Below are 24,529 nucleotides of genomic sequence, written 5' to 3'. Positions count from 1 at the left end.
AGAGAAGCGAGATTATGAAGCACTTCCCAACTCCCGTCAAGCTCTTCGTGAATTTATTTTTCAATCAACTCACTTTCAACTCAACTCTCTTTCAGCCCAGAAACAAAACGCTTGGCTTTACCAAGCGCTCAGTTATCTGGTTGCGGGGGCAGGACTTGAACCTGCGACCTTCGGGTTATGAGCCCGACGAGCTGCCAACTGCTCCACCCCGCGTCCGTCAGAGGGGCGCATTATCCAGACACACCCCCATGCCGTCAACAACTATCTCGCAAAACGTGACTTATTTTTTCTCGACCCACTGCACTAGCGACGACCACTGCTCCAAATCACGACGATTCTTGGCACGCGGCGGATCAAATACCGTCGCACCGGCAGCGGCGACATTGACGTAGTTCTGAGTGTTGCGCATATACGCGACGATGGGGATATCAAAATGCTTCAGGAACTCTTCGAGCATGCTGGCCGCCTTTGTGCGCGGATCAACCCGCATGGCCACGATGCCAACCTTTGCACGCACACCGCGAACCTCGGTTCGTATGGAATTGAGAAAGTCTTCGGTCGCCGCCATGTCGAATACGGAAGGCACGAGCGGCACCAGCACCTTGTCCACCGCCTTCAGATAATCCGACAGCTTGTATCCCTGCAGACCCGCAGGCGCATCGACGATGACCCAATCGGCTTCGCGCGGCAAACTGAGCGAAATTTGGTTCCCGCCGTAATAACCGGTAATGGCCGGCAATGCCGGGTCGCGAAACGCCATCCAGCGCAGGGAGGATTGCTGGCGATCCAGATCGCACAGGGTCGTCTTCTTGCCTTGGTTGGCAAAATAACCAGACAGGTTTGTCGCCAACGTTGTTTTTCCTGCCCCACCCTTTGGATTTGCAACCAGAACAGCTCGCATAAAACCCTCCCTATATATATGCATATTCGCGACAGCGATTATATTCGCCCCCTCAATCGGGTCATAGATGCATAGAATGTAGCTTTCAAACCAGACAATCCACCATGGTTACTAAAGTTGCGACAGATCGTCAGGGCATTCAATCGGTTGAGGTTGGTTTTCGTCTACTCAAGGTTCTGGCAGCCACAAACCGCCCGATGATGCTGAGGGACATCGCCAAAGGGGCGGGCATGCCTGCTGCCAAGGCCCATCGCTACATGGTGAGTTTTCTCCGCATTGGCATCGTCGAGCAGGATTCCAGCAGTGGGCGTTACGATCTGGGAGCCTATGCACTGGAGCTCGGCCTATCCGGACTGGGGAGACTGGATCCCGTGCGCCTGTCTGGCCCCATTCTTGAAACGCTGTGTGAAGAGATTCACGAAACCGTGGCCTTGGCCGTCTGGGGTACGCATGGCGCGACCATTGTCCGCATAGCCGATGCCGGCGGCCCGATCACCATTACCCTGAGAGCAGGTACCACCTTGCCGCTCTGCAAGTCGGCGACCGGCCGAGCCTTTGCGACCTTCTACCGTTCGCCTTATTTGAAGAAACTCCTTGATGATGAACTCAAGGAGATTGCCGAGTCGAGCAAAACGGCGGTAACGACCGTACGTCGCCAACTGGAAAAAAATCTCACGGAAATCCGGGAGCATGGCATCGCTCGCGCCACAGGCAGCTTGACACCGGGCATCAACGGCTTCAGCGCTCCCGTCTATGACCACACAGGAAATATGGTCGCCGCAATCACTTCGCTGGGAGCCATCGGAGAATTCGACGTCGAGTGGGAAAGTGCAACCGCTAAAGCAATGATTGCAGCAGCAAAGGCTTTGTCACATCGACTGGGGTATGGCGAAATCGCCGAATGATGCTACTGGTGCCCCCGGTCGGAATCGAACCAACGCCTGATGATTACAAATCAACTGCACGACCTTCATGCTACGGGGGCCCGTTGCAACGGGCCGCAATTATAGCCTGATCATCGAACATGAGCACACTGACGAATCCATTCGAGATTGCCCGTGAAACACTGCGACTGCTGGCAGCACGGCGCATCGCGCCAACCCCGGACAATTACCTGACGCTTTACCATGAAATTTCGGGAACCAAGGCGACCGCTCCCGGATTTCCCGACACACAGCTGAGATCCCTGGCCACGGCACTTCCCAGGACATCGCCAGACCAGCTTCGCCTGGCCAGACAATTGGACGATGCGGTCAAAGCCGCCAACTGGGAAGCCTACAAAGGACATCTGGTTGAGTTTGTAACGGCACTATCGAGCAGTCAAAAGCTTGCCTGGTCCGACCTTATTGCCGACTTGCTGCGCCAGTGGGATGCAAAACACCAGGGGCTCACCTCTGCGCGCAAACGCGAGTCGCTCGAACACGTTCTTGCCGGCAGCGGCGCCAATCCGGAAACCCTATTTAACCGCCTTCAGGGACTTCTCAAGTCCTGGGGGCAAGGCAGAGAGCAAGATAAACCGGACGCAAGCACGGAAATCCCCACCGATGCTCCCCCGTCCGCTCCCGCAGCGTCGGCCACGGCAGTTCAAGTCGAAGACTTATTGCCTGAGTTGCGCGAACTATTCGCGTTTACGCTTGAAACGGCCATTGCCACGCAACTCCTTGAAACGCCGACCTTGTCGGTAGAGGCAAAAGCGCTCGCGCAAGATATCCGCATCGCGGGAACCGCCAGCCAGCTTGCCGATTTTCTGACGCGCCTAAAGCGATTCGCCTTCAAACTGGAATTGCTGGCCGAAGATCAGACCGAACTGCGTCACAGCTTGCTCAGCCTGCTCAGGTTACTGGTCGAGAACATTACCGAGCTGACCCTCGAAGACCATTGGCTGCATGGGCAGATCGAAGTCGTCAGGGAAATCATCGGCAAACCGCTTTCGCAACGTGCATTGGATGATGCGGAACGACGCCTCAAAGAGGTTCTGTTCAAGCAGAGCCAGCTCAAGGCAAGCCTGTTCGAGGCCAAGGAAGCGATCAAGCAGATGCTGGCCGGCTTTGTTGACCACCTTGCCGATTTTGCCGAGGTCACCTCCGACTACCACGACAAGATCGAAAGCTATGCCGGAAAAATCACTTCGGCCAAGGACATCACGGAACTCGGCGGCGTACTTGACGACGTCATGCGTGAAACACGTGCCGTCCAGATCAACGCCCAGCGATCACGCGACGAGCTTCGCTCCACGCAAGAGAAAGTCAAGGAATCCGAGGCACGCATCAAGGAACTCGAACAGGAACTGGAGGCCACGAGCGATCTGGTGCGCCACGATCAGCTCACCGGCGCACTCAATCGACGCGGCCTGGAGGAAATATTCTCCAAGGAGTCGGCACGCGCCAAACGCCACGAAACCCAACTGTGCGTCGCTTTGCTGGACATCGACAACTTCAAGAAGCTGAACGACAGCCTGGGACACGACGCGGGAGACAAGGCCCTGATTCACTTGGCCAACGTCTGTCGCGAAACCCTGCGCCCCCAAGATACCGTTGCACGCTACGGGGGTGAGGAATTCATCATTTTGCTCCCGGACACTCATATCAACGAAGCCGTTACCGCCCTGACCCGCCTGCAAAGGGAACTGACCAAAAAATTCTTCCTGAGTGGCAACGAGAAAGTGCTCATCACCTTCAGTGCGGGCGTAACACCGCTACACCCAGATGACGAACAGCACAGCGTGATCAAGCGGGCCGACGAAGCCATGTATCAAGCCAAGCAGACAGGAAAAAACCGGGTAGTGGCCGCCACCTGATCGCAGTTTCATATTGAGTACCCGTCTCGATCGCTCCACACACGCCAATCCGACAATGACCGACACCCAAAAACCTACCGCCCTTTGTCCCGATCGCTACCCGGAATTCCGTTGCATTGGCGGGCAGTGCGAGGACTCGTGCTGCATTGGCTGGCGTGTTCATCTCGACAAGACAACCTATCACTATTACAAGAACAACCGGCACAAGGCCCTGTTCAAGCTATTCGAGCAATCGGTCAAACGCAGTGAAGCCAAGAGTGACGACAAGCATTTCGGTGTCATCTCCATGGGCGAAGATGGGCGGTGCGCTTTTCTGGACAACGAGAATCTCTGCCGGATACAAAGCAATCTCGGCGCCCGGGCACTGAGCCCGATATGCGCGAATTACCCTCGGCGCGCCAACCAACTGGGAGAGCAGCTGGAATACTCGCTTTCGCTGTCGTGCCCCGAAGCGGCGAGACTGACGCTGCTTGACGAGCGGTCGATGCATTTTGTGCAAACGGACATCGATCCCGCACTGACCCATATTTCTGCGCTAGGTAGCGGCCTGAATAACGATACCGGACTCATGCTCCTGAACGATCTGCGTGCGTTGATCATTGGAATTTTGCAATCGCGCGACCTGACGATCGATGCTCGCCTGATTCTGACCGGGCTTCTGCTGGAGGATTTCGAAGCCGCCACACAAGCGCCCCAACCAGCCGCGGAACAGCAACAACGAGAAACCCTGCAACGCTATGTCGCCCTGCTCGGGCAGCCCGCATCATTGCAAAACGACATTGACCAGCTCCAACCCAACCTGATTCTGAAAATGAGCCTGGTTACCGCACTCTTGGGCGAGATTCCGACCTCGGCTCACAACACGAGATTTCGCGACATTCTGAAAGAAGCAGCCGAGGGCCTCAGTTTTCAGGATCAACGTCCGGCAACAGACAGCGAACGCATCGAATGCCACGCAAAAGCCTACGCGAGCTATTACGCCCCGTACTTTGACCATCATGCCCACATACTGGAAAACTATCTGGTGCATCATGTCTTTCACTCGCTTTTCCCTTTTGCACGCACAACCCTGATCGCCCAGTATCGGGAGTTGGTGTGCAACTATCTGGTGGTGACCACCCTGCTGCTTGGACAGGCTGCCTTTCGCAAGACCATGACGGCCGAGGTGGCCGTCGGCACAATTCAGTCCTATACGCGTTTTGCCGGACACTACACGCATTTCAAGGAAACGATCGAACGCCTCTTCAAGGAGCAAAACCTGACCAGCGTCAGCACATTATTCGCCGTACTGGCCAATTTCAGAAGTTCATCCACAAATCCCGCGCTTACCGCAGCCGACAACCCGTTGACATAACGCAATACTGCCGACTGCCAAGGGATTAGCCTGCTCTTTTCTCCTCTACGCCCGCCCAACCACAGGACACTCACATGTCTCAAACACACGAATCGGCCGTCGTCTCCTATTCGCCAACCGAAAGCATCGAGGCCCGAAGGGAAATTTTTCGGCTCATGAATACCTATCAAGCGACCGACGACGAAAAGGAGCGATCGCTTGGCCTCTTTCTACGCGGATCGCTTCTCGCACGCATTCTCGCCATCACCGACATTTACAAGCAAATCGTCAACATTCCCGGGGCCATCTTCGATGTCGGAACATGGCGCGGCCAGACTGCCGTGATCTGTGAAAACCTGCGTGCCATCTACGAACCGCTGCATTTCAATCGCCGCATCGTCTGCTTCGATACCTTCGAGGGCTACCAAGGCTTTTCGGAGAAAGACAAAGCGACCAACCTGCACCGCGACGGAACATACGGCGTTGGCGGAGACGATTACGCCGCCTTTCTGCATCACTTGCTGGTCCAGCATGAAAAAAGCAACGCGATGGGCCACAACAACGGCAAGCACCGGATCATCAAGGGAGATTGCCGCGTAACGATCCCCCAATTCTTCACCGAGCATCCGAACGAGTATCTGGCACTGGCGTTCTTTGACGTCAATTCCTACGATCCGACGCGCCAGGCATTCGAACAAGTCTGGGACAAACTTGTTCCCGGCGGCATTGCGGCCTTCTGGCAGCTGACGCGTGACACGATTCCCGCCGAGGCCCGCGTCTACGCCGAATACATTCTCCCGGGATTCAAGCACACGATACATCGCTCGCCGACTTACCCCGGCCTGTGCTATCTGATCAAGGCATAACCGCTTCCGAAAGGCAGGAGTCACATATGCATACGGTTATCATCGGCAACGGCATTCTTGCGCTGACCATAGCTTTCCGGCTATCCCGCAGGGCGGCGGCCGGAGACAAGATATCGATCATTGGAAAACGCGAGCGCACCGGCTCTGCCACCTTGGCAGCCGGGGCGATGCTGAATTCATTCGCCGAAATCGAATCGGGATCGCTGGATAGCGAACTGGACCTGTATCGCTTTGAACTGGGCCACCTTGCCACAAAAATGTGGCCAAAATTCGAGCATGAGCTGATCGCGGCCGCCGGCGACTGCCTGCCGCAGGGATGCCGGAAATGCCAGGGGTTTCAAGGCGGCGGCTGCGTCGACTGCGGCACCTACGTAGTCAACAATACTGCCGCCGACGACCTCGATGACGAGAATTTCGACGCCATTCTTGCCGCGCTCCGGGATTTCAACGAACCGCACGAACTCGTTTCGCCCAAAGATATCCCGAACTACATGCCCGACCAGCGGCACCGCGCAACACGTGCGCTCTACATCCACAACGAAGGTTGGTTCAACCCGCGGTTGATGGTCGAGAAACTCGATGCCATCCTCGCTCGGGACCACCGCATTGCATTCGTGGAAGCCCACGTTGCCAAGCTGGAACAGACCAACGGAACAATTGCGTCGGTTTTACTGGAAGACGGCCAGCGCATTGAAGGCGACCATTTTGTCGTAGCGGCAGGTGCAGCTGTTTCCGCACTCATGGACAACAGCAACCTGGGGATCGAACTGCAACGCATTTTTTACGGCGTCGGCGTTTCCATCGAAATTCGGAGCCCCGACCATCGGCACACCAAATGCATACGCACCCCGAATCGCGGCCTGGCCTGTGGCATCTACAGCGTCCCGTACATTTCCGCAGACTGCAACGACCACATCCTGCTCGGCGCGAGCAACTTCATGTCGCCGACACCCTACCCGTTTGGCCGCATCACCAGCGTGGAGTCGTTGCTGAAAGCCGGCATGGAGCAAATCAACCGCAACTTCTACCGTGCCGACCTGGTCCGGGTCAATGTGGGTTGGCGCCCGACAAGCCAGGATACCTATCCCATGATCGGCAAAACCTCGATCCCCAATCTGATTGTCGCCTCCGGAACCAAACGCGATGGCTTCCACATGTCGCCGTTGCTCTCGGAATACGTCGCCGCCATGGTTCACGGCGAAACTGTCGACAAGCGCTTCGAGGTATTCGCCCCTGAACGCAAGCCCATCCGTTCGCTAACCCGGGAGCAGGCGATCCGCAAGGCGACGCGCCATTTGACCAGTGCGGCGTACCAGCACGGCTTTACCCCTTCAAAGAGCCGGATGCCGGATCAGGTGGAAAGGATGTTCCGGGACGACCTCGAAACACTGCACGACCAAGTGGGAGCCTTCGACTGGGGAATCCCGCCGGAAATGCTCGACATGTATCGCTACGGCCATGCCAAACCTTAAGCCGCTGCTGAGCCGGCATGAAGAAAATCGCGATTCTCCAGTCGAACTACATCCCCTGGAAAGGTTACTTCGATCTGATTGCCGCCGTTGACGAGTTCGTTTTCTACGATGACGTCCAATTTACCAAGAACGACTGGCGCAACCGGAACAAGATAAAAACCCCTCAAGGAATTGCCTGGCTTACCATCCCGGTCGGCGATCATATCCACCGCGAAATCCGGGAGGTATCGCCGTCGAACAGCCTGTGGCAGGAGAAGCACTGGAAATCGCTGTGCGCCAACTATGCGCGCGCCGCTTATTTCCATGACGTGGCGCGCTGGCTCGAACCGCTCTACCTGGGCAAGACCCACAGCAATCTCTCGGCACTGAACCAGGAATTCATCGTCGCGATATGCCACTACCTGGGCATACGCACCCGCTTCAATCATTCATGGGACTTCCAGGAGGCAGAAGGTCGGGTTGAACGCCTGATCGCCATCTGCCGCCAGGCCGAAGCGAACGTCTATATCTCGGGCCCCTCGGCCCGCTGCTATCTGAGTGACACGGAGTTTTCCGAGGCCGGTATCGCGGTCGACTGGTTCGACTATGCCGGATACCCTGAGTACCCGCAGTGTTGGGGGACCTTCGAACCCGCCGTATCGATTCTGGACCTGCTCTTCAATTGCGGCCCAAAATCCGGTAAATATATGAGATACGCCCCCGGGCACCGAGAAAAATAGTCAAACTGCCCGAACCAGCCCGATCGAGCAGATCACCCCCAGGAGCAATATCCGATGCACGACGATCTCATTCCATTCAACAAGCCGTTCTTCGTCGGCAAGGAACTCTTCAATATTGCACAGGCAGTCCTCAACGGGACAATCGCCGGAGACGGAGAATTCACCCGGCGTTGCCAAGCCTGGCTCGAACAGCACCTGGGAACACCCAAGGCCCTGCTCACCCACTCCTGCACCGCCGCCCTCGAAATGTCGGCCATTCTGGCTGGCGTTGGCCCAGGGGATGAAGTCATCATGCCGTCCTTCACCTTCGTGTCGACCGCCAATGCCTTTGTCCTTCGCGGAGCCACTCCGGTCTTCGTCGACATTCGCCCCGACACCCTGAATATTGACGAACGACAAGTCGCTGAGGCGATCACCGCCAAGACCAAAGCCATCGTCGCCGTTCATTACGCAGGTCAGCCGTGCGCCATGAACGCCCTGCGAGAGATCGCCCGCAACCACGGACTGATGTTGATCGAGGACGCAGCGCAAGCCATTCTCTCCGGTGATCGCGGCAGTTCGCTTGGAACACTCGGCGATCTCGGTTGCCTGAGCTTTCACGAAACCAAGAATGTGATCAGCGGCGAGGGAGGGGCACTGCTGATCAACAACCCCGAGCTCATCGAACGGGCTGAAATCATCTGGCAGAAAGGGACCAACCGCAAAGCCTTCATGCGCGGAGAAACGTCAAAGTACACTTGGGTGGATATCGGTTCATCCTTCCTGCCCAGCGAACTAACAGCGGCGTTCCTGTACGCCCAGCTGGAGCATGCCAAGCGGATCAACTCTCACCGACGCACGCTATATCTCAAATATTTCGAGCTGCTGGCTCCGCTTGCCGAGCAAGGGCACATCAAACTCCCGGCGCTGGCACAGGACAAGCCGGCCAATGCCCATCTGTTCTACATTCTCTGCAGGGACGCGAACGAGCGACAAGCGCTCATCGCGCACCTGGATAGCGCGGGGATCAGCGCAGTCTTCCACTACGTCCCCCTCCATGATTCGCCTGCTGGATTTCGTTACGCCCGCGCCCATGGCAAACTCCAAGTCACCACCGAGATTGCGAACACCCTGCTCCGCCTCCCCATGTTCTCGGAGATGACCACCGCCGAGATTCGTCGCGTCTGTGGCGAAATCGACGTCTTTTTCAAAATCACATCCAAACAGCCTTGTGAATTGAGCTAAACCGCATATGGATAAAGACATCTTCGGCCAAATCCGAGCTCCCTATTATCTGTATGCCCCCCCCTACACGGAATGCTCCGGGGGGACACGCGCCATCCACTATCTCTGCCATGCCCTCAACCTGATCGGCGAAGAAGCCTACGTCACGACCGATACGGTCTCGAACGATTTGCGTACGCCCTTCCTGTCCGATGAGGTGCGCGAAAGACATCAGGCATCGGGCATTGAGCCTATCGTGGTCTATCCCGAGATCATCCCGGACAATCCCTTGGCCGCTCATCGGGTTGTCCGCTATCTGCTCAATACACCGGGCGTGGTCAACGGCCAGACCCCCGACTGGGATGACGACGATCTGATTTTCAGCTTCGGCGCAGAAATCCTGCCCGCCGGGATGAAGGCCGAAATCATGGAGGTTCCGCTGATCAACGCGCGGATATACAACCTCGAAGGGACCGATGACCGGCAGCGCTCCGGAGCACTGGTATTCATCAATCGCTATCTTGACCGGGGAGGCATTCTCTCGCCGGTCACCGCGCAGGCACTTGAAATTTCCTACCGCGTCCCGGCACGCTCGCCTGAAGAACTCGCAGCGCTGTACAAACGAGCGTCAGTGCTCTACACCTACGAGCCTTCAACCGCCTGCTTCGAAGCATTGCTTTGCGGGTGCCCGGTTGTCTATCTGCAAAACGAACTGCTGCTACCCTCCCCCTTCAAGGGTTATCTGGGCACCGACGGTTGCACCTGGAGCGCTGCCCCGGCTTCGCTGGAGGAGGCAAGGAAAAGCGTTCGCAAGGCCACGGATAACTACCGGAAAAAACAGGCCGAGTTCTGGAAACAGCTGGAAAATTTCATCAGCGTCACGCAGGCAACCCGGGAAAGTGCGTCGCCTCGGGACTCCTCGGCCCCCACCCGCACGGCTCGCAGCATCGACAAAGCCTACCAGAGCTGGCTGACCCAACGTTTTCTGATACTGGAAAACGCCTCGCTGCCCGAAGAAGCCAATAACACCACGCAGCATACGAACTTTCACCTCTTTCTGCGCCTCGCCCCTGGCGACGAATCCCTGCTGGCCGACACACTGGAAAGTCTCGGGCAGCAACTCACCCCGCACTGGCATCTCGATATCGTCACAACGCTTCCTGCGCCGCAAGGGCTGCAGGAAATTCCCTGCATCGATTGGCATGTGTTGAACACGATGGAGGATGCCAAGGCCGCCATTGACGAGCTTGCCGAGCTACGCCGACACGATTGGCTGGTCGAGATTCCCGCCGGCACCCGGCTGGATCCCTTGTATCTCTGGCGGATCGCGTGCGAAATGCAGGCGCAGCCCGCTGCCGTTGCTTTTTTTGTCGACGACGACTGCACCGACGGAAAACTTCGTTTCGCCCCCCGCTTCAAACCGGGCAGTAATCCCGGCGCCATGCTCTCTTCCGATCTTGCCGGCCCGCTCTGTATCAGCCGAGCGGTGTGGATGGCCGCCGGCGGAACCGCCAAGAGCCCTGGCAGCCCGTGGTTTGACCAATTGCTACGCGTCGCCCGCGAAGCCGGCTGGCAAAACATCAAGCACGTTGGCGACGTGCTCCTGACCTACTTCCACACCTTCCCCTGCGATCAGGCAGCCTGTCTGGAAGCCCTGGCCGAACACGAGCGTTCCGTCGGGAAGCACACCGAAATCACGCCGATATCGACACGAGGCTGGAGCGTACGCCCCAAATCCGACAACCGCCCCGTTTCGATCGCCATCATTTCACAAGGCAATCTGGACCTGCTGCAACGCTGCCTCGACAGCCTCCTCGAAAAGACCGACTACCCGCTATCGGAAGTATTCGTTTCCGTCAGCTGCCCCTATACCGACCCCGACCTCGCCCTCTGGTTGAAAACAAAGATGGAGGCCGGTCTCATCAGAGATGTTGTCACCCCCTCCCTGGCTGGTCATGCAGCCCGCTGTAACGCGGCCGTCGCGGCAGCCAAATACAACCATGTTTTGCTGATCCGCGAAGAAGTGGTCGTCGCTCAACCCTTCTGGATCAAGGAGTTGATGGGAAGTCTCTCCTCACCGGACATTGCGGCTTGCAGCCCGCGGTTGATTGCCCCCGGTAGTGCAGCCATTCAGAATGCCGGCAGTGTGCTGGGCCTGACCGGGGTTTCCGGAACCCCCTATGGCCGATTGGCCAAAGTCGGTGACGACAGCTACCTCGACTGCCTCAACCTTTGCCGCGATATCAGCACTCTGCCGTCCGGATGCATGCTGGTCAGCAAAACCGACTATCAGGGCGTGGGAGGAATGGACACCTCCCGCTTTGGGGATCACCACGCAGAAACCGACCTCGGGCTGAAGCTCCGCCACAAGCTGGGCAAGCGCCTGCTCTATCAGCCCCGAGCCTCGCTGATCTTTGACGGATTGGCACAAAGGCCCGAAGAATCCCGCGAAACGACACGCCTCCATGTCCGCCGACAGGAACATCTGGCCGGCGAAAATATCCTCGAAACCTGGGGTGCCCAAGCGGTGGATCGTCTCTGGAACCCCAGCCTGTCCCTGAGCATCCCAAGTCCTACACCAGAGACAGCCTTCCTGCCTCAATGGCAGGTTCTTCCGACCGGCGCACCGCGCCTGCTCGTCCACACCCTCAATAACGGACAAGGTGCCTTTCGCGTTACGGCGGCGCTGAATCGGCTGGTACAAAGCGGACGGGCCACGGCATGCATCTGGGAACAAGATGGAAAGCGGATTCCGACCACCGCAGAAGTATTGCGCATGGCTCCGGACACCCTGATCGTCCAGCACTATATCCAGGAGCAACAGCTCGCTACACTCGACAACCTGCACCGCACGCCAGGGCGCCCATTCACCGTTTATACGCTCGATGACCTGATTACCAATCTCCCCGAGAGCAATCTGTTTCGCAAGAATATTCCGGCGAACAGCCGGAGCTGTCTCAAATACGCGCTGGAACGCTGCGATCGTCTGATTGTCTCGACCGACTTTCTCGCAGAAACCTATCGCGGATTCATTTCCGATATCCGGGTGATTCCCAACGCACTGGAGCAAGGTATCTGGTCCGGCCTGAACAGCAAGAGACGGACAAGCAAAAAGCCACGCATCGGATGGGCAGGTGGCTCAACCCACCACGCCGACCTCAGCCTGCTCAAAGAGGTTATCGAACAGACCCGCAACGAGGCAGAATGGATTTTCTTCGGCATGTGCCCGGCGGAACTACGCCCGCTGATCGCCGAATTTCACCCACTGGGCTCATTCAACGAATATCCGGCCCGCCTCGCAGCGTTGAATCTGGATATTGCGGTTGCGCCACTGGTCCAGCACCCCTTCAATCAGGGCAAGAGCAACCTGCGGCTGCTTGAATATGGAATCCTCGGTATTTGTACCGTATGCACGGATATCGACCCCTATCGCAACAGCCCGGCCTGCCGCGTGCAAAATTCGCCCCGGCAGTGGATTGAGGCGATTCGAGCACGACTCCACGATCCCGAGGCCCGAGAGGCCGAAGGCGACGCATTGAAACAATGGGTGCACCAGCACTTCCTTTTGGAAAACAATCTGGATCAATGGCTTATGGCCCACCTCCCTTGAAAAAAGGCAAAAAGCGGAAAACTCTAAAAAAATCGCTAAAGTTTCCCGGGGAGATGTCGTTAAGGAACTTGTCAGCGAATTAATCGCCGTACAACCGGGACAACAGAAAGCGGTAATGCAAGTAGGTCGCTCCCAGTACCAACATACTTAGGAGAAGCAAAATGGCTGTCATCAACACCAACGTCTACTCGCTCAATGCACAGCGCAACGTCGCCAAGAACGAAACCGGGCTGTCCTCTGCCCTTGAGCGCCTGTCCTCCGGCCTGCGTGTCAACTCCGCCAAGGACGATGCCGCCGGTCTGGCTATCGGCCTGAACATGGACGCCTACTCGCGTACCATCAGCTCCCGCATCCGCAACAACTCCGACCAGATTTCGGCCAACCAGATTGCTGACGGTGCTCTCCAGTCGCTCGGCGACATCGCACTGCGCGCCCAGGAACTGGAAGCCCAAAAGACCAACGCACTGCTGGGAACTACCGAAAAGGGCTACATCGACACGGAAATCGCCGCGCTGGCTACCGCAGCAGGCAACGTGATCGCCAACGCAACGTTCAACGGCACCTCCCAGGTATCCCTGAGCTTCACCTCGGCAACCATCGGCACCTCCGGCGCCCTGACTTCGATTGCATCCGCCCGTGCAACGGCCGGTGCCAACATCAACGCCGCCCAATTCCAGATCGAAGCCGACCGCTCTGGCTATGAAAACCAGATGGCCGCCAAGAGCCGCATCATGGACGCCGACTTCGCCGAAGAAACCGCCCGTTTGTCCCGTCACCAGGTTCTGCAACAGGCCGGCATGGCGATGGTTTCGCAAGCCAACGCCGTTCCGCAAGGCGTCCTGGCGCTGCTGCGTTAATCACGGATCCCACTAATCCGGTAATGGGTGCAGCGGCGGAAACGCCCTGCACCCATTCTGCCATTCACACCGGGAGTACATATCATGAGCATCGGTGCCATTCAGGATAGTGGAAACATGGGAGCGGCGGCTGTCCGGCTGCCAACCAACACGCAACAGGCCAGACCGACCCAGGCAGCCCCCCCGGCCAACAGGGTGGATAATGGCGGCGATCAATCCGCCAACCAGAATCGCCAAGGCGGCTCGCTCTCCACCGAGCAGGCGGTGGAACGTTTGAAGCAGTTCGTGTCTACAGCCAATACGGATATCAATTTCGCAATTGACAGCAATTCCGGGGTATCGGTTGTAAAAATAATAGACCGCGGCACAAAAGACGTCATCAGGCAAATTCCTTCCGAAGAGGCAATCAGTCTGGCCATGGCTCTGGATAAACTGCAAGGATTGTTCGTTCGCGAGAAGGCCTGATTATTGCTTGATTTCAAGGTCTGCAATTAGGAGTATCGATTATGGCTAGCATTTCTTCCCTCGGCGTCGGTTCTGGACTCGATCTGGAGACTATGGTCACCAAGCTGATGAGCGCCGAACGCGCGCCTATCGACGCCCTGACAACAAAGATCACCGCGACACAAGCCAGAATTTCGCTCTTTGGCACGCTGAGCACGAAGTTATCAGCCCTGCAAACAGCTGCCGACACTTTGCAGTTTCCGAGTCGGCTCGCGGCGACCAAGGCGACCAGTGGAGATACCACCGTCGTTACCGCAACCAGCGCCTTCGGGGCTGCAGCTGGAACATACGGTATCGAAGTAACCCAACTGGCCTCTGCCCAAAAAAGTTTCACTCAGGAATACACAGCCGGAACCACTTTCTCTCCAGGCAGCCTCAGCTTCACGGTGGCAGGAACCCCGGCTTCCGCGATCGATTTCAATGACCCTGGCAAGACCAGCTATACACTCGACGAAGTTCGCGACAAGATCAACGCCGCAAAGATCGGCGTCACTGCTACCGTGATCAACACGACAAACGGTGGGCAGCGCATGGTGTTAACCGGTGATAACTCTGGCGCAGCAAACAACTTCTCGTTAACCGCTGGCCTCACCGCCTCCGGCGGGCAAGCCAACCTGGACGGTGCGAATTTCGATACCAGTACGGCTGGTTTGGCCCGAGCCACCGCACAGGATGGCCTTATCAAGATCGACGGCGTTGCGGTCTCATCAACCACCAACGTATTCACGAACATCGCCGGCTTGAGCATTACCGCCAATAAAGTCAGCCCCCCGGGCGTCCCGACCTCATTGAAAGTGGAGACCGACAGCGACAAGGTGGTCTCCGCCGTCAAGGCACTCGTCGACGCGTACAACGGCATCAGCAGCACGATCAAATCCAACAGCGCCTACAACAGTTCCACAAAGACCGCACAGCCGCTAAATGGCGACTTTGCCGCACGCACCATATCATCCGGGCTGTCCAACGTACGCAGCAGCATACCGCCGGAACTTTCCAGCGCAACCTACAAGACCTTGAGCGAACTGGGCGTTTCCATTACCCAGACCGGCCAATTGACGCTGGATGAAACCAAGCTCAGGCAAGTCATCGGCAAATCCCCTGCGGATGCCCTCACCACGCTCCAGGCCTACGGAAAGGCCTTCAGCGATTCGGTCGGCGGCATGCTTAACAACGGCGGCATCGTGACACAGCGGGTCAGCAGCCTCAATAATGCAGTCAAGATATACACCGACAACCAGGCCGCACTCGAAGTCCGCATGGTGACTATTGAAAAACGCTTCCGAGCCCAATTCACCGCTATGGACCAACTTGTCGCCCAATTCAAAGCGACCAGTGGAACGCTATCGCAGATTTTTAAATGACAAATTTTGAGCCAATTCAGCCTGGTGTGACGACCACACCATCTGGATACCGTAAGATATCTGTCCACTTGCTTCAGATAGAGCTCTCCCGCCATGTTTTCTAACCCGATTGCTGCCTACCGCCGCATGGACCTCGAGTCCGATGTATTGGGTGCCGATCCGCATCGGCTCATCGTGCTCCTGTTCGATGGCGCAGAGGCAGCATTAGCCAGGGCACAGACTTGCCTCGCCGCCAAGGACATCAACGGCAAATCCGACGCACTGGTCAAAGCCATCGAAATCATCAATGACGGCCTTGCCGCCAGCCTCAATACGGAGTCAGGCGGCGAACTGGCAGGCAACCTCAAAGCGCTGTACGACTACATGGTTTCCCGCCTGATTCACGCCAATGCGCACATGGACCCGGTCGCCGTATCCGAAGTGCAGAAGTTGCTCGGAGAAATTGCCGGGGCTTGGCGCGAGTTGGGCGTCAAGCTCAGACAGCCGTCGCAACCAGGCTGAAGATAGAGGATTCGTCCACATGCTCGAGCCGGGAGTTTCCTCAAGACTTGATCTGGGCAACATCATTTCGCTATTGACTCAACTGATCAGGCAAGCCGAGGCAGGGGAGTGGGAAGCGGTGGTACTCATGCAGCCCAATGTATGCCAACAACTGGCTGACCTGGAGTCTCTGTATCGATCGCCGGTCGCCATCAGCAATACCTCGTCAGCCGACAGCGCCAGACTCACCGAGATCAACGCCTTGATCAACAAGGCAGAATTAGCGTGCGCCACGCGTCGTGAACAGATCGCGCCGCTGGTCGGCAGCCTGAAAGCACTCCCCGACCCAGTCAAGGCATGATCCCGCCAGACGTCGCCAGCGCGCTGCGACTACAACTTCCGGATCAGGCTCGCATTGCGGCAGAACAACCGCAGAACCAGCCGGTCGCCCCCGCCCAGCGACTGACCGATGCCTTGACCGAGATGGTGCCCGGGCAGCGCATCATGGCCGAAATACAGGCCTTGCTGCCAAACGGTACCTATCGTGCCATCGTCGCCCAGCGCGATGTCACGCTGGCACTCCCCTTCTCCGCCAAGCCCGGCGACACCCTCGAACTGGAAGTCGCCGAGAGTAACGGCAAGCTCACCCTGGCTTTCGTCGCCAACCGCACGGCCGGCGACACCGCAGGTGCATCGGCCAACGAATCGGTACCGACCACCTTGAGCGCGGCCGGCCGACTAATCGGCCAGCTCATCGGCAACCAGGAAAATGAAGGCCAGCGAGCAGCCCCCGCGCCGCTCAACGGCAGCCAGCCGTTGGTGACCGACATGCCGAAAACCGGTGCGGAACTTGCGCCGCTACTCAAGCAGGCATTGACCCAAAGCGGCATGTTCTACGAAGCCCATCAGGCACGCTGGGTGGCCGGGCAAGTACCGACCGAAAGCCTGAAACAGGAACCCCAGGGAAAACTACCTGCCGCAACGCCATTGTTGCCGGGAGCAGCTCTCGCCACCATCGATAGCGGAACACAAAACGTATCCGCTTCCAGCCCGGCAAATCAGATGGGTACTGGCATGCTTGCCAGCAATGCACCAGAAGCCAAGGCGGCCGGCGGCCCCATCCCGGAGGGCGTGGCCTCGCTGGTTCGACAGCAACTGGACGGCCTGGCAACAAACAATTTTGCCTGGCAAGGCCAGATATGGCCCGGCCAGACAATGCAATGGGAGATCGCCGACCACCCCGACCGCCAAAAATCAGGAGAACCTGGCATGGAAAGGGAATGGCAAAGCCGGCTCAAACTGAGCCTTCCTTCACTGGGTTCGCTGGATGTCACCCTTCGCCTGCAACCGGCGGGAAAAATAGCACTCTCGGTAAATACCGACTCGGACAATACCGAGGATCGCCTGCGCGGAGGCGTCGACCGACTGCAACAGCAATTGTCATCGGCGGGCCTCGAGCTAGCCCAGATCAGCATCAGCCATGACCACGGCAGCGAATGATCCGGTACGCGAGGCAATCGCCCTCGCCTATAGCCAAACCGATGCAGCCCCCCGGGTGGTGGCCAAAGGAAAAGGCCTGATTGCCGAAAAGATCATTGAGCGCGCCAAGGAGCATGGCGTTTATGTCCATGAGTCACCCGAACTGGTTGCACTGCTGACCCAGGTCGATCTTGACGAGCATATCCCCCCGCAGCTCTACATGGCGGTTGCCGAACTCCTGGCCTGGCTATACCGCATCGAGCACGGGGAAAGCGCAGCGACAAAAGGCGGGTGAGCGCAAGCAGCACCCACGGGCAATGCACGAACCGACGCAATGCTTTACCATGTTCGCATTTCGCTCGACAGTTACCAACCTGCATGCCTTCAAGCCTTGGCGAACAGACGCCACACGCCTTCGAAATCGACCGGTTCGACGAGTACGCCCAATACGCGCTGGATCAACCGCAGGAAATTCACTACTACCTTGGCCAACTGGCCAAACATGGCGACCTGATCAGCGCCTACCTCGATGACGGACGACAGAGCTTCCTGACCACCTTGTTGGCCATCGACCTGGAAGGTGGCGAACTCTTTTTCGACCCGCCCCAATCGCCCGAGCAATCCAGCGCAGCCGTTCAGGCGCGACAAATCACCTTCATTGTCCGGATCGAGCGGGTCAAGGTGCAGTTTCGCCTCAACGCACTGCAGGCAACCATCCACAACAATCGCCCGGCGCTCAAGGCTGCTGTCCCGAGCATACTGCTGCGTCTGCAGCGCCGCGAACACTTCCGCCTCGAACCTCCGGGCGGGATACCAATCCGCTGCGGCATCGCCATTGACGACCCAAACACGGGAATCCACCGCCACGACCTGACTGTCCTCGACATCAGCGGCGGCGGCATCAGTCTGGAGGCGCCGATCGACCTGCTGGCGAATCTCGAGCCCGGAAGCATATTCAAGGATTGTCGCCTGGAGATTCCGGACGAATGTGTTCTGCAGATCAACCTGCAAGTGCGCAAGGTCGTGGAAGTATCATCACCCAACGGGCCTCACACTCTCCGCATCGGCTGCTCTTTCGTCGGCGTCCCCGCCATGCGCCTGGGCATGATCGAACGTTACATCACCCGCATCGAGCGCGAACGTACCGCCAGAAACTCCGGCCTGGTCGATTAAACCTGGATGTTCATCACATCCTGATAGGCGGAAACCAGCTTGTTGCGCACCTGCACCATCTCCTGAAACGAAACGCTGGCCGTCTGCAAAGCGATCATGACCTCATGAAGGTTCTGGCTGGTATCGCCGGCGGCAAGTTTTTCCGCCATCTGATTGGCCTGCCGCTGCGTTTCGTTAACCTTGTCGATGGACCCCTGCAAAATCTGGGCAAAATCGGAACCACCGGCAACCGGCGCTGCGGCCTTGCCGGATGCCTGCGCCGCCGTCGTGCGCAGCACACTCAACATTTGTTCGATTCCGTTCGTATCCATGATGTACTCCAACCTATACGGCAATTAACAAGCAATTCTCAGGCCAATCAGCCTTCGAAAAACCCTTCATCGCGATACTGCTGCAGCTTGTAGCGCAAGGTTCGCTCCGATATACCGAGGCGCTCGATAGCCTTCTTGCGTGAGCCTCCTACTTCAGCCAGCGTCCGCAGGATATGGTCGCGCTCCAAGTCCTTCATATTATCGACCTTTTTTGCCGGTTCCGACACGCCAACCGACATGCCGGACGTCGCAGAAAGCGGGACAACCTGCGTCGCGGCCTCCACCGGCCGGACGACCAGATTCAGAGCCTCCGGTCCGATGCTGCTGCCTGATGCCATGATCAAGGCGCGCTGAATGACATTTTCGAGTTCGCGAATATTGCCGGGCCAGGCATGGGCCGCCAGCGCCGCTTCGGCGCCCGACGACAGCGACATGCCGGTTCGCCCGAAGCGCCCGCCATGCTCGCCGACGAAATGGCGGGCGATGGCGACGATGTCCTCCGGACGCTGCCGTAGCGCCGGAATGGCGATTGGGAACACGTTCAAGCGATAGTAGAGGTCTTCACGGAACACCCCTCTGGCAACCGCCTCTGCCATATCCCGATTGGAAGTCGCGATGATACGGATGTTGAGCGCCACCGGCTTCTTGCCGCCAACCCGCTCGACTTCACGCTCCTGCAACACCCGCAGCAATTTGGCCTGCAGCCCCATCGGCATCTCGGTCACTTCGTCGAGCAGCAAGGTACCGTCCTGGGCTTGCTCGAACTTGCCGGCCTGCGCCTGCTGGGCGCCGGTAAAGGCTCCTTTTTCATAACCGAACAAGGTCGCCTCGAGCAGACTGTCAGGTATCGCAGCACAGTTGATGGCAACAAAAGGGCCATCCCGACGTGCCGAATGACGATGAATATAGCGAGCGACCACTTCCTTGCCAACGCCCGACTCTCCTGTCAGGAGGACCGTTGCATCGGTCTGTGCAACGCGCTGCGCGATGGCAAACAGTTCGCGACTGGCCGGATCGTTGGCAACAACCCCGCCGCCATCGGCCGAAGCCGGCAGTTCGTATTTGTTGATATGGGCGAGCAAGGCCTGCGGCTCGAACGGCTTGAGCAGGAAGTCACACGCCCCGGAACGCATGGCGTCGACCGCCTTGTCGACTTCGGCATAGGCCGTCATCAGAACCACCGGCAGATGCGGCAGGCGCGCCCGAATTTCCTTCAGCAGGGTGATGCCGTCCATCGGCATCATGCGCACATCGCTGACCACGATGGAAAACGCCTGTTCTTCCAGCACCTTGAGCGCGGCTTCGCCACCATCCACCGCGACGTAGCTCCGCCCGGACAATTCGAGTGTATCGCCGATGGCCTCGCGAAGACTGGGATCATCCTCAACGACGAGGATAGGCAAGCGATGATCAGACATTCTCTTCTCTTTCTCTCTCTGCCGGTGCGACCGGCAGGGTCAGCACGAATTCGGCACCTTCTCCCGGCTCGGAAACCAGGTCGATCGTCCCGCCATGGGCGCGCGCCACACCGAGAGCAATGGCCAGGCCAAGGCCCGTGCCCTGCCCTTTGGTGGTGAAGAACGGCTCGAAAATGCGCGACTGTGTTTCCCGGGAAATTCCCGGGCCACTGTCACGCACGCCGATGGCCAGCAAATCCCCTCGGCGATTGCCGGACAGGCAAATTTTGCCGCCCCCCGGCATGGCTTGCATGGCGTTCTCCAGCAAATTGACCAGCGCACCGAACAGGGCCTTGCGGCTGCCGACGATGGTCGCCCCTTGGCAGGCATCGTTCACAGCAAATTCCAGTCCATGTTCACGCATCAGCGGCTCGACGGTTTGAGCCGCTTCAGCCAGCAGGTCGCCCGCCTCGATTACATCGCGACCGATGCTTTCGCCGCGCGCAAAGAGCAGCACATCCTGAATCAGTCGCTCCAGACGTCGCAGCTGGCCGCTGGCCTTCTCCGAAAAACGGGCCCGCGCATCGTCGGCCACACTGGGCTGACCGAGATTCGAGGTATATAGCAGGGCCGCCGCCAACGGCGTACGCAACTGGTGTGCCAGCGATGCCGCCATCTCGCCCATTGCCGCCAGTCTTTGATTGCGCTCCAGTTCGGTCTTCATCTGATGCGCCGCCGTCACGTCATGCACCAGCAGTATCTTCCCGCCAGCGGATGGCAATGCGCTCTCGGCAATCGACACCCGCCCGCCACCGCACAACCATTCGCCGACGGTCAATGTCGGCTCGAGATGATCGCGAGCGACATCTCCCCAGTGGCGCCCCACGGCAGTTTCCCCGAAGAAGACAATCGCGGCGGGATTGAGCGCCACCACAACGGCATTGGCATCAAGCAGCACGACCCCGGCCGGCAAGGCATCGAGCAAAGACGACAGGCGCTCCGAAAGCGCCTCCTTCTCCTGAAATTGCCGGCGCAATTCGCCGTTGGCCACGGCCAGCTCTTCGGTCAACGACGTCACGCGAGCCTGCAGCGCCTCATATGCCTGGGTCAACTCGGCCGAAACCTGATTGAACATGGCGAAGGCGCGCTGCAATTCGGCTGTCTTGTTGTCTGGCTCTGGCGTCACGGGAATTGCCTGGGCAGGTGGCATTGAAAAAAGATAGGGTGAATTCAGGCGCGGTAATAGTAGAATATTTCTAGGAAAATTTGGCTTCTCAATTGATTCTTCTTCTGTTTCACCGAATTTCAACCGAATATTGATGGCAGCAACTACCGAGACGACAGCAGGAACCGCACCGGCCGCCAATCCGGCTGATCGCCTGCGCGATGCCTTCAACCGGCTCGGCAGCCAGCAGAAGATCGTCCTCATGGTCGCCATAGCCGCCATCGTCGCGGTCATCGTCGGCACCATACTGTGGAGTCGTCAGCCCAACTGGAAAGTCCTGTTTTCCAACCTCACCGAGAAAGATGGCGGCTCGATTGCAGCCATTCTCGAGCAACAGAACATCCCGCACCGCTACAGCGATACCGGCGCCCTGCTCGTTCCGGCGGAACGCGTCCATGAAGTTCGCCTGAAACTGGCCTCGCAGGGCCTGCCGCGTGGCGGCATGGTGGGCTTCGAACTCATGGAGAACCAGAAGTTCGGCGTCAGCCAGTTCGCCGAGCAGGTCAATTACCAGCGCGGGCTCGAAGGCGAACTGGCGCGCACCATCCAGGCGGTCGGCTCGGTCCAGTCGGCACGCGTCCACCTGGCGATCCCGAAGCCTTCGGTTTTTGTCCGCGAAGAGCAGAAGCCGACCGCATCGGTGATGCTCAACCTCTACCCTGGCCGCAACCTGGATGCCGGGCAGATTGCCGGCATCACGCACCTCGTATCGTCGAGCGTACCGCAACTGCCGGCCTCCAACGTCACGGTCATCGACCAGAACGGCGCCCTGCTGTCGCAACTGAAGAGCAAGCTAACCGAAGCCGGCCTCGACCCGGCCCAGATCAAGTACGTGCGCGAGGTCGAGAACAGCATCATCAAGCGCATCGATGAAATTCTCGCCCCGCTGCTCGGGCAGGATAATTTCAAGGTACAAGTCGCCGCCGACGTCGATTTTTCGCAAACGGAGCAGACGGCCGAAAGTTTCCGCCCGAACAACACGCCGGAAAGCACCAGCATACGCAGCCAGCAAAACAACGAGTCGGCCAGTGTCAACCAGGCGGCCGGCGGCGTTCCCGGTGCCCTGACCAACCAGCCGCCGGTACCAGCGACCGCCCCGCTGACCACGCCGGCCACCGGCAACACCCCGGGTCAGCCCGGCAAGCCGGGCGAACAACCCCAGGGCAAGGTCGATGCCGCGGGTGTCACGGCCCCGCTGAATGCTGCCGGCCAGCCGATCAGCACCAGCAAGAACGCCACGATCAATTACGAACTGGACAAGACCATCCGCCACACCCGCCAGGGCATGGGCAATATCCGCCGCCTCTCGGCTGCGGTCGTCCTGAACCACCGCAAGGAAGTCGACAAGACCGGCAAGCAGATCACCAAGCCCCTTGCCGACGCGGAGATGAAGCAGATCAACGAACTGGTGCGCGAAGCAATGGGCTACAGCAAGGAGCGTGGCGACACGCTCTCGGTTGCCAATGCGCCCTTCACGGCCATCGACAAGAGCGACAGCGAACTACCGATCTGGAAAGATCCGGAAAACGTCTCGTATGCCAAGGATATCTTCAAGTACCTGCTGATCGCAGCCCTCATCGCCTTCCTGTATCTGAAGATCATTCAACCGCTGCTCAAGACCATGTTCCCGCCGCAGCACGAAGGCGAGCGCCATGCTGCCGGCGAAGGGCTGGGCGGCATCTTCGGCGGCGCCGAGTCGGGCGAAGAGGACGGGGGCGAAGATGCCACCCAAGTGCACATCGACCATTACGCGGTCAAGGTCCAGAAGGCACGAGATATCGCCGACAAGGATCCGAAGGCCATTGCCAACATGATCAAGGACTGGATGGGCGTCAATGGCAACTAGCCCCGAGGAAGGACTCGAAAAGAGCGCCACGCTGCTCATCGCGCTCGGCGAGGACCGGGCGGCGGAGGTGCTCAAGCACCTGGGTCCGCGGGAGGTCCAGAAGATCGGCCATGCCATGGCAGCGCTGAAGTCGGTTCCGCGCGCCAAGGTAGAAGGCATCCTGGACGAATTTCTCCAGTCCTCCGAAGAACACGCCGCAGTCCATGTCGACACCGACAACTACATCCGCTCCGTGCTGACCAAGGCACTGGGCGACGACAAGGCCTCCAACCTCATCTCGCGCATCCTGCAAACGGGTGAAACCTCGGGCATCGAGGGCTTGAAGTGGATGGATGCGGCCACCGTGGCCGACCTGATCAAGAACGAGCACCCGCAGATCATCTCGACCATCCTGGTCCATCTGGAACACGACCACGCCAGCGAGATTCTGAACCATTTCACCGAGCGCCTGCGTAATGACGTGGTCCTCCGTATCGCCACGCTCGAAGGCATCCAGCCCGCCGCTTTGCGCGAACTGAACGAAGCCATGATGCGCATTCTCGCCGGCTCGGCGAGCGTCAAGCGAACAGCGATGGGTGGCGTACGGACGGTCGCCGAAATCCTGAACTTCATCGGTACGGCCAACGAGACTTCGGTGGTGGATGCCATTCGCGAATACGATCCGGATCTGGCCCAGAAGATTCTCGACGAGATGTTCGTCTTCGAGAACCTCATGGATATCGACGATCGCTCGATCCAACTGATCCTGCGCGAAATCCAGTCCGATTCGCTGATTCTGGCCCTCAAGGGGGCTTCGCCCGAATTGCGCGAGAAAATCTTCAAGAACATGTCGCAGCGAGCCGCGGAAATGCTGCGCGAGGATCTGGAGTCGAAGGGTCCGGTTCGCCTGTCCGAAGTGGAAGCCGAACAGAAGGAAATCCTCAAGATTGTTCGTCGCCTCGCCGACGAAGGCCAGATCGTGCTCGGTGGCGCCGGCGGCGAACAAATGGTTTAAC

At 58.4% G+C, this 24,529-nt stretch carries 22 protein-coding genes and 2 tRNA genes; 18 read left to right on the top strand and 6 right to left on the bottom strand.

What is annotated here, in order from left to right:
- Positions 1-137: 137 nt before the first annotated feature.
- Both F1002_RS18605 and F1002_RS18600 read right to left on the bottom strand, forming a co-directional pair.
- Positions 138-213: transfer RNA gene (locus F1002_RS18605), tRNA-Met, on the bottom strand.
- Between the two features lie 67 nt (positions 214-280).
- Positions 281-901: a ParA family protein gene (locus tag F1002_RS18600; protein ID WP_150430543.1), complete on the bottom strand. Its 621-nt coding sequence runs from the start codon at positions 899-901 to the stop codon at positions 281-283.
- Positions 902-1,005: 104 nt separating this feature from the next.
- On the opposite strand from F1002_RS18600, the gene F1002_RS18595 reads away from it, so the two are divergent.
- A complete protein-coding gene (locus tag F1002_RS18595; protein ID WP_150430542.1) occupies positions 1,006-1,806 on the top strand; it encodes an IclR family transcriptional regulator in 801 nt (266 codons plus the stop codon).
- 6 nt (positions 1,807-1,812) lie between these two features.
- On the opposite strand, the gene F1002_RS18590 is transcribed toward F1002_RS18595, so the two are convergent.
- A tRNA-Thr gene (locus F1002_RS18590) sits at positions 1,813-1,886 on the bottom strand.
- Between the two features lie 39 nt (positions 1,887-1,925).
- Here F1002_RS18590 and F1002_RS18585 point away from each other — a divergent pair.
- The 15 genes from F1002_RS18585 (at position 1,926) to F1002_RS18515 (ending at position 18,755) form a co-directional block, all read left to right on the top strand.
- The gene (locus F1002_RS18585) at positions 1,926-3,698 is read left to right on the top strand and encodes a diguanylate cyclase (RefSeq protein ID WP_150430541.1); all 1,773 of its coding nucleotides are present in this window, start codon (positions 1,926-1,928) and stop codon (positions 3,696-3,698) included.
- A 13-nt stretch (positions 3,699-3,711) separates the two neighbouring features.
- Positions 3,712-5,052 (top strand): flagellin lysine-N-methylase, encoded by a 1,341-nt coding sequence (fliB, locus tag F1002_RS18580; RefSeq protein WP_150430540.1) that lies wholly within the window; start codon positions 3,712-3,714, stop codon positions 5,050-5,052.
- 155 nt (positions 5,053-5,207) lie between these two features.
- Complete coding sequence (locus F1002_RS18575; RefSeq protein WP_223879673.1) at positions 5,208-5,897, top strand: TylF/MycF/NovP-related O-methyltransferase; 690 nt, start codon at positions 5,208-5,210, stop codon at positions 5,895-5,897.
- A 26-nt stretch (positions 5,898-5,923) separates the two neighbouring features.
- On the top strand, positions 5,924-7,369 hold the full coding sequence (locus tag F1002_RS18570; RefSeq protein ID WP_150430538.1) for an FAD-binding oxidoreductase: 1,446 nt from the start codon (positions 5,924-5,926) through the stop codon (positions 7,367-7,369).
- Between the two features lie 17 nt (positions 7,370-7,386).
- Positions 7,387-8,088, top strand: a complete 702-nt coding sequence (locus F1002_RS18565; protein ID WP_150430537.1) for a WbqC family protein — start codon at positions 7,387-7,389, stop codon at positions 8,086-8,088.
- A 54-nt stretch (positions 8,089-8,142) separates the two neighbouring features.
- The gene (gene rffA, locus F1002_RS18560) at positions 8,143-9,312 is read left to right on the top strand and encodes a dTDP-4-amino-4,6-dideoxygalactose transaminase (RefSeq protein WP_150430536.1); all 1,170 of its coding nucleotides are present in this window, start codon (positions 8,143-8,145) and stop codon (positions 9,310-9,312) included.
- Positions 9,313-9,319: 7 nt separating this feature from the next.
- Positions 9,320-12,901 carry a glycosyltransferase gene (locus tag F1002_RS18555; RefSeq protein ID WP_150430535.1) on the top strand — a complete coding sequence of 1,194 codons (3,582 nt, stop codon included), beginning with the start codon at positions 9,320-9,322 and terminating at the stop codon, positions 12,899-12,901.
- Positions 12,902-13,062: 161 nt separating this feature from the next.
- Positions 13,063-13,758 (top strand): flagellin, encoded by a 696-nt coding sequence (locus tag F1002_RS18550; protein WP_150430534.1) that lies wholly within the window; start codon positions 13,063-13,065, stop codon positions 13,756-13,758.
- A gap of 84 nt (positions 13,759-13,842) precedes the next feature.
- Complete coding sequence (locus F1002_RS18545; protein WP_150430533.1) at positions 13,843-14,223, top strand: flagellar protein FlaG; 381 nt, start codon at positions 13,843-13,845, stop codon at positions 14,221-14,223.
- A gap of 41 nt (positions 14,224-14,264) precedes the next feature.
- Entirely contained in the window at positions 14,265-15,623 is a 1,359-nt protein-coding gene (gene fliD / locus F1002_RS18540; protein ID WP_150430532.1) for a flagellar filament capping protein FliD, read from the top strand.
- Between the two features lie 93 nt (positions 15,624-15,716).
- On the top strand, positions 15,717-16,124 hold the full coding sequence (gene fliS, locus F1002_RS18535) for a flagellar export chaperone FliS (protein ID WP_150430531.1): 408 nt from the start codon (positions 15,717-15,719) through the stop codon (positions 16,122-16,124).
- Positions 16,125-16,143: 19 nt separating this feature from the next.
- On the top strand, positions 16,144-16,464 hold the full coding sequence (locus F1002_RS18530; protein WP_150430530.1) for a hypothetical protein: 321 nt from the start codon (positions 16,144-16,146) through the stop codon (positions 16,462-16,464).
- Entirely contained in the window at positions 16,461-17,603 is a 1,143-nt protein-coding gene (locus F1002_RS18525; protein WP_150430529.1) for a flagellar hook-length control protein FliK, read from the top strand. The genes F1002_RS18530 and F1002_RS18525 overlap by 4 nt, the downstream gene beginning before the upstream one ends.
- Positions 17,584-17,877: an EscU/YscU/HrcU family type III secretion system export apparatus switch protein gene (locus tag F1002_RS18520; RefSeq protein ID WP_150430528.1), complete on the top strand. Its 294-nt coding sequence runs from the start codon at positions 17,584-17,586 to the stop codon at positions 17,875-17,877. The genes F1002_RS18525 and F1002_RS18520 overlap by 20 nt, the downstream gene beginning before the upstream one ends.
- A gap of 83 nt (positions 17,878-17,960) precedes the next feature.
- Complete coding sequence (locus F1002_RS18515) at positions 17,961-18,755, top strand: flagellar brake protein (protein WP_150430527.1); 795 nt, start codon at positions 17,961-17,963, stop codon at positions 18,753-18,755.
- Here F1002_RS18515 and fliE read toward each other — a convergent pair.
- The 3 genes from fliE to F1002_RS18500 are packed head-to-tail and all read right to left on the bottom strand — an operon-like array spanning position 18,752 to position 21,649.
- Positions 18,752-19,066, bottom strand: coding sequence for a flagellar hook-basal body complex protein FliE (fliE, locus tag F1002_RS18510; RefSeq protein ID WP_150430526.1), 315 nt, complete (start codon positions 19,064-19,066; stop codon positions 18,752-18,754). The genes F1002_RS18515 and fliE overlap by 4 nt on opposite strands.
- Positions 19,067-19,113: 47 nt before the next feature.
- Positions 19,114-20,484 carry a sigma-54 dependent transcriptional regulator gene (locus F1002_RS18505; protein ID WP_150430525.1) on the bottom strand — a complete coding sequence of 457 codons (1,371 nt, stop codon included), beginning with the start codon at positions 20,482-20,484 and terminating at the stop codon, positions 19,114-19,116.
- Positions 20,477-21,649 carry a PAS domain-containing sensor histidine kinase gene (locus F1002_RS18500; RefSeq protein ID WP_370452196.1) on the bottom strand — a complete coding sequence of 391 codons (1,173 nt, stop codon included), beginning with the start codon at positions 21,647-21,649 and terminating at the stop codon, positions 20,477-20,479. Before F1002_RS18500 ends, F1002_RS18505 begins: the two co-directional genes overlap by 8 nt.
- Positions 21,650-21,782: 133 nt before the next feature.
- Here F1002_RS18500 and fliF point away from each other — a divergent pair, with 133 nt between their 5' ends.
- Positions 21,783-23,534: a flagellar basal-body MS-ring/collar protein FliF gene (gene fliF, locus F1002_RS18495; RefSeq protein ID WP_150430523.1), complete on the top strand. Its 1,752-nt coding sequence runs from the start codon at positions 21,783-21,785 to the stop codon at positions 23,532-23,534.
- Positions 23,524-24,528, top strand: coding sequence for a flagellar motor switch protein FliG (gene fliG, locus F1002_RS18490; protein WP_150430522.1), 1,005 nt, complete (start codon positions 23,524-23,526; stop codon positions 24,526-24,528). Before fliF ends, fliG begins: the two co-directional genes overlap by 11 nt.
- Position 24,529: the final 1 nt, after the last annotated feature.

This window comes from Dechloromonas sp. CZR5, assembly GCF_008711155.1.
Lineage (GTDB): Bacteria > Pseudomonadota > Gammaproteobacteria > Burkholderiales > Rhodocyclaceae > Azonexus.
Note: the sequence above shows the minus strand (reverse complement) of the source record. Positions and strands in the feature narration are given on the sequence as shown.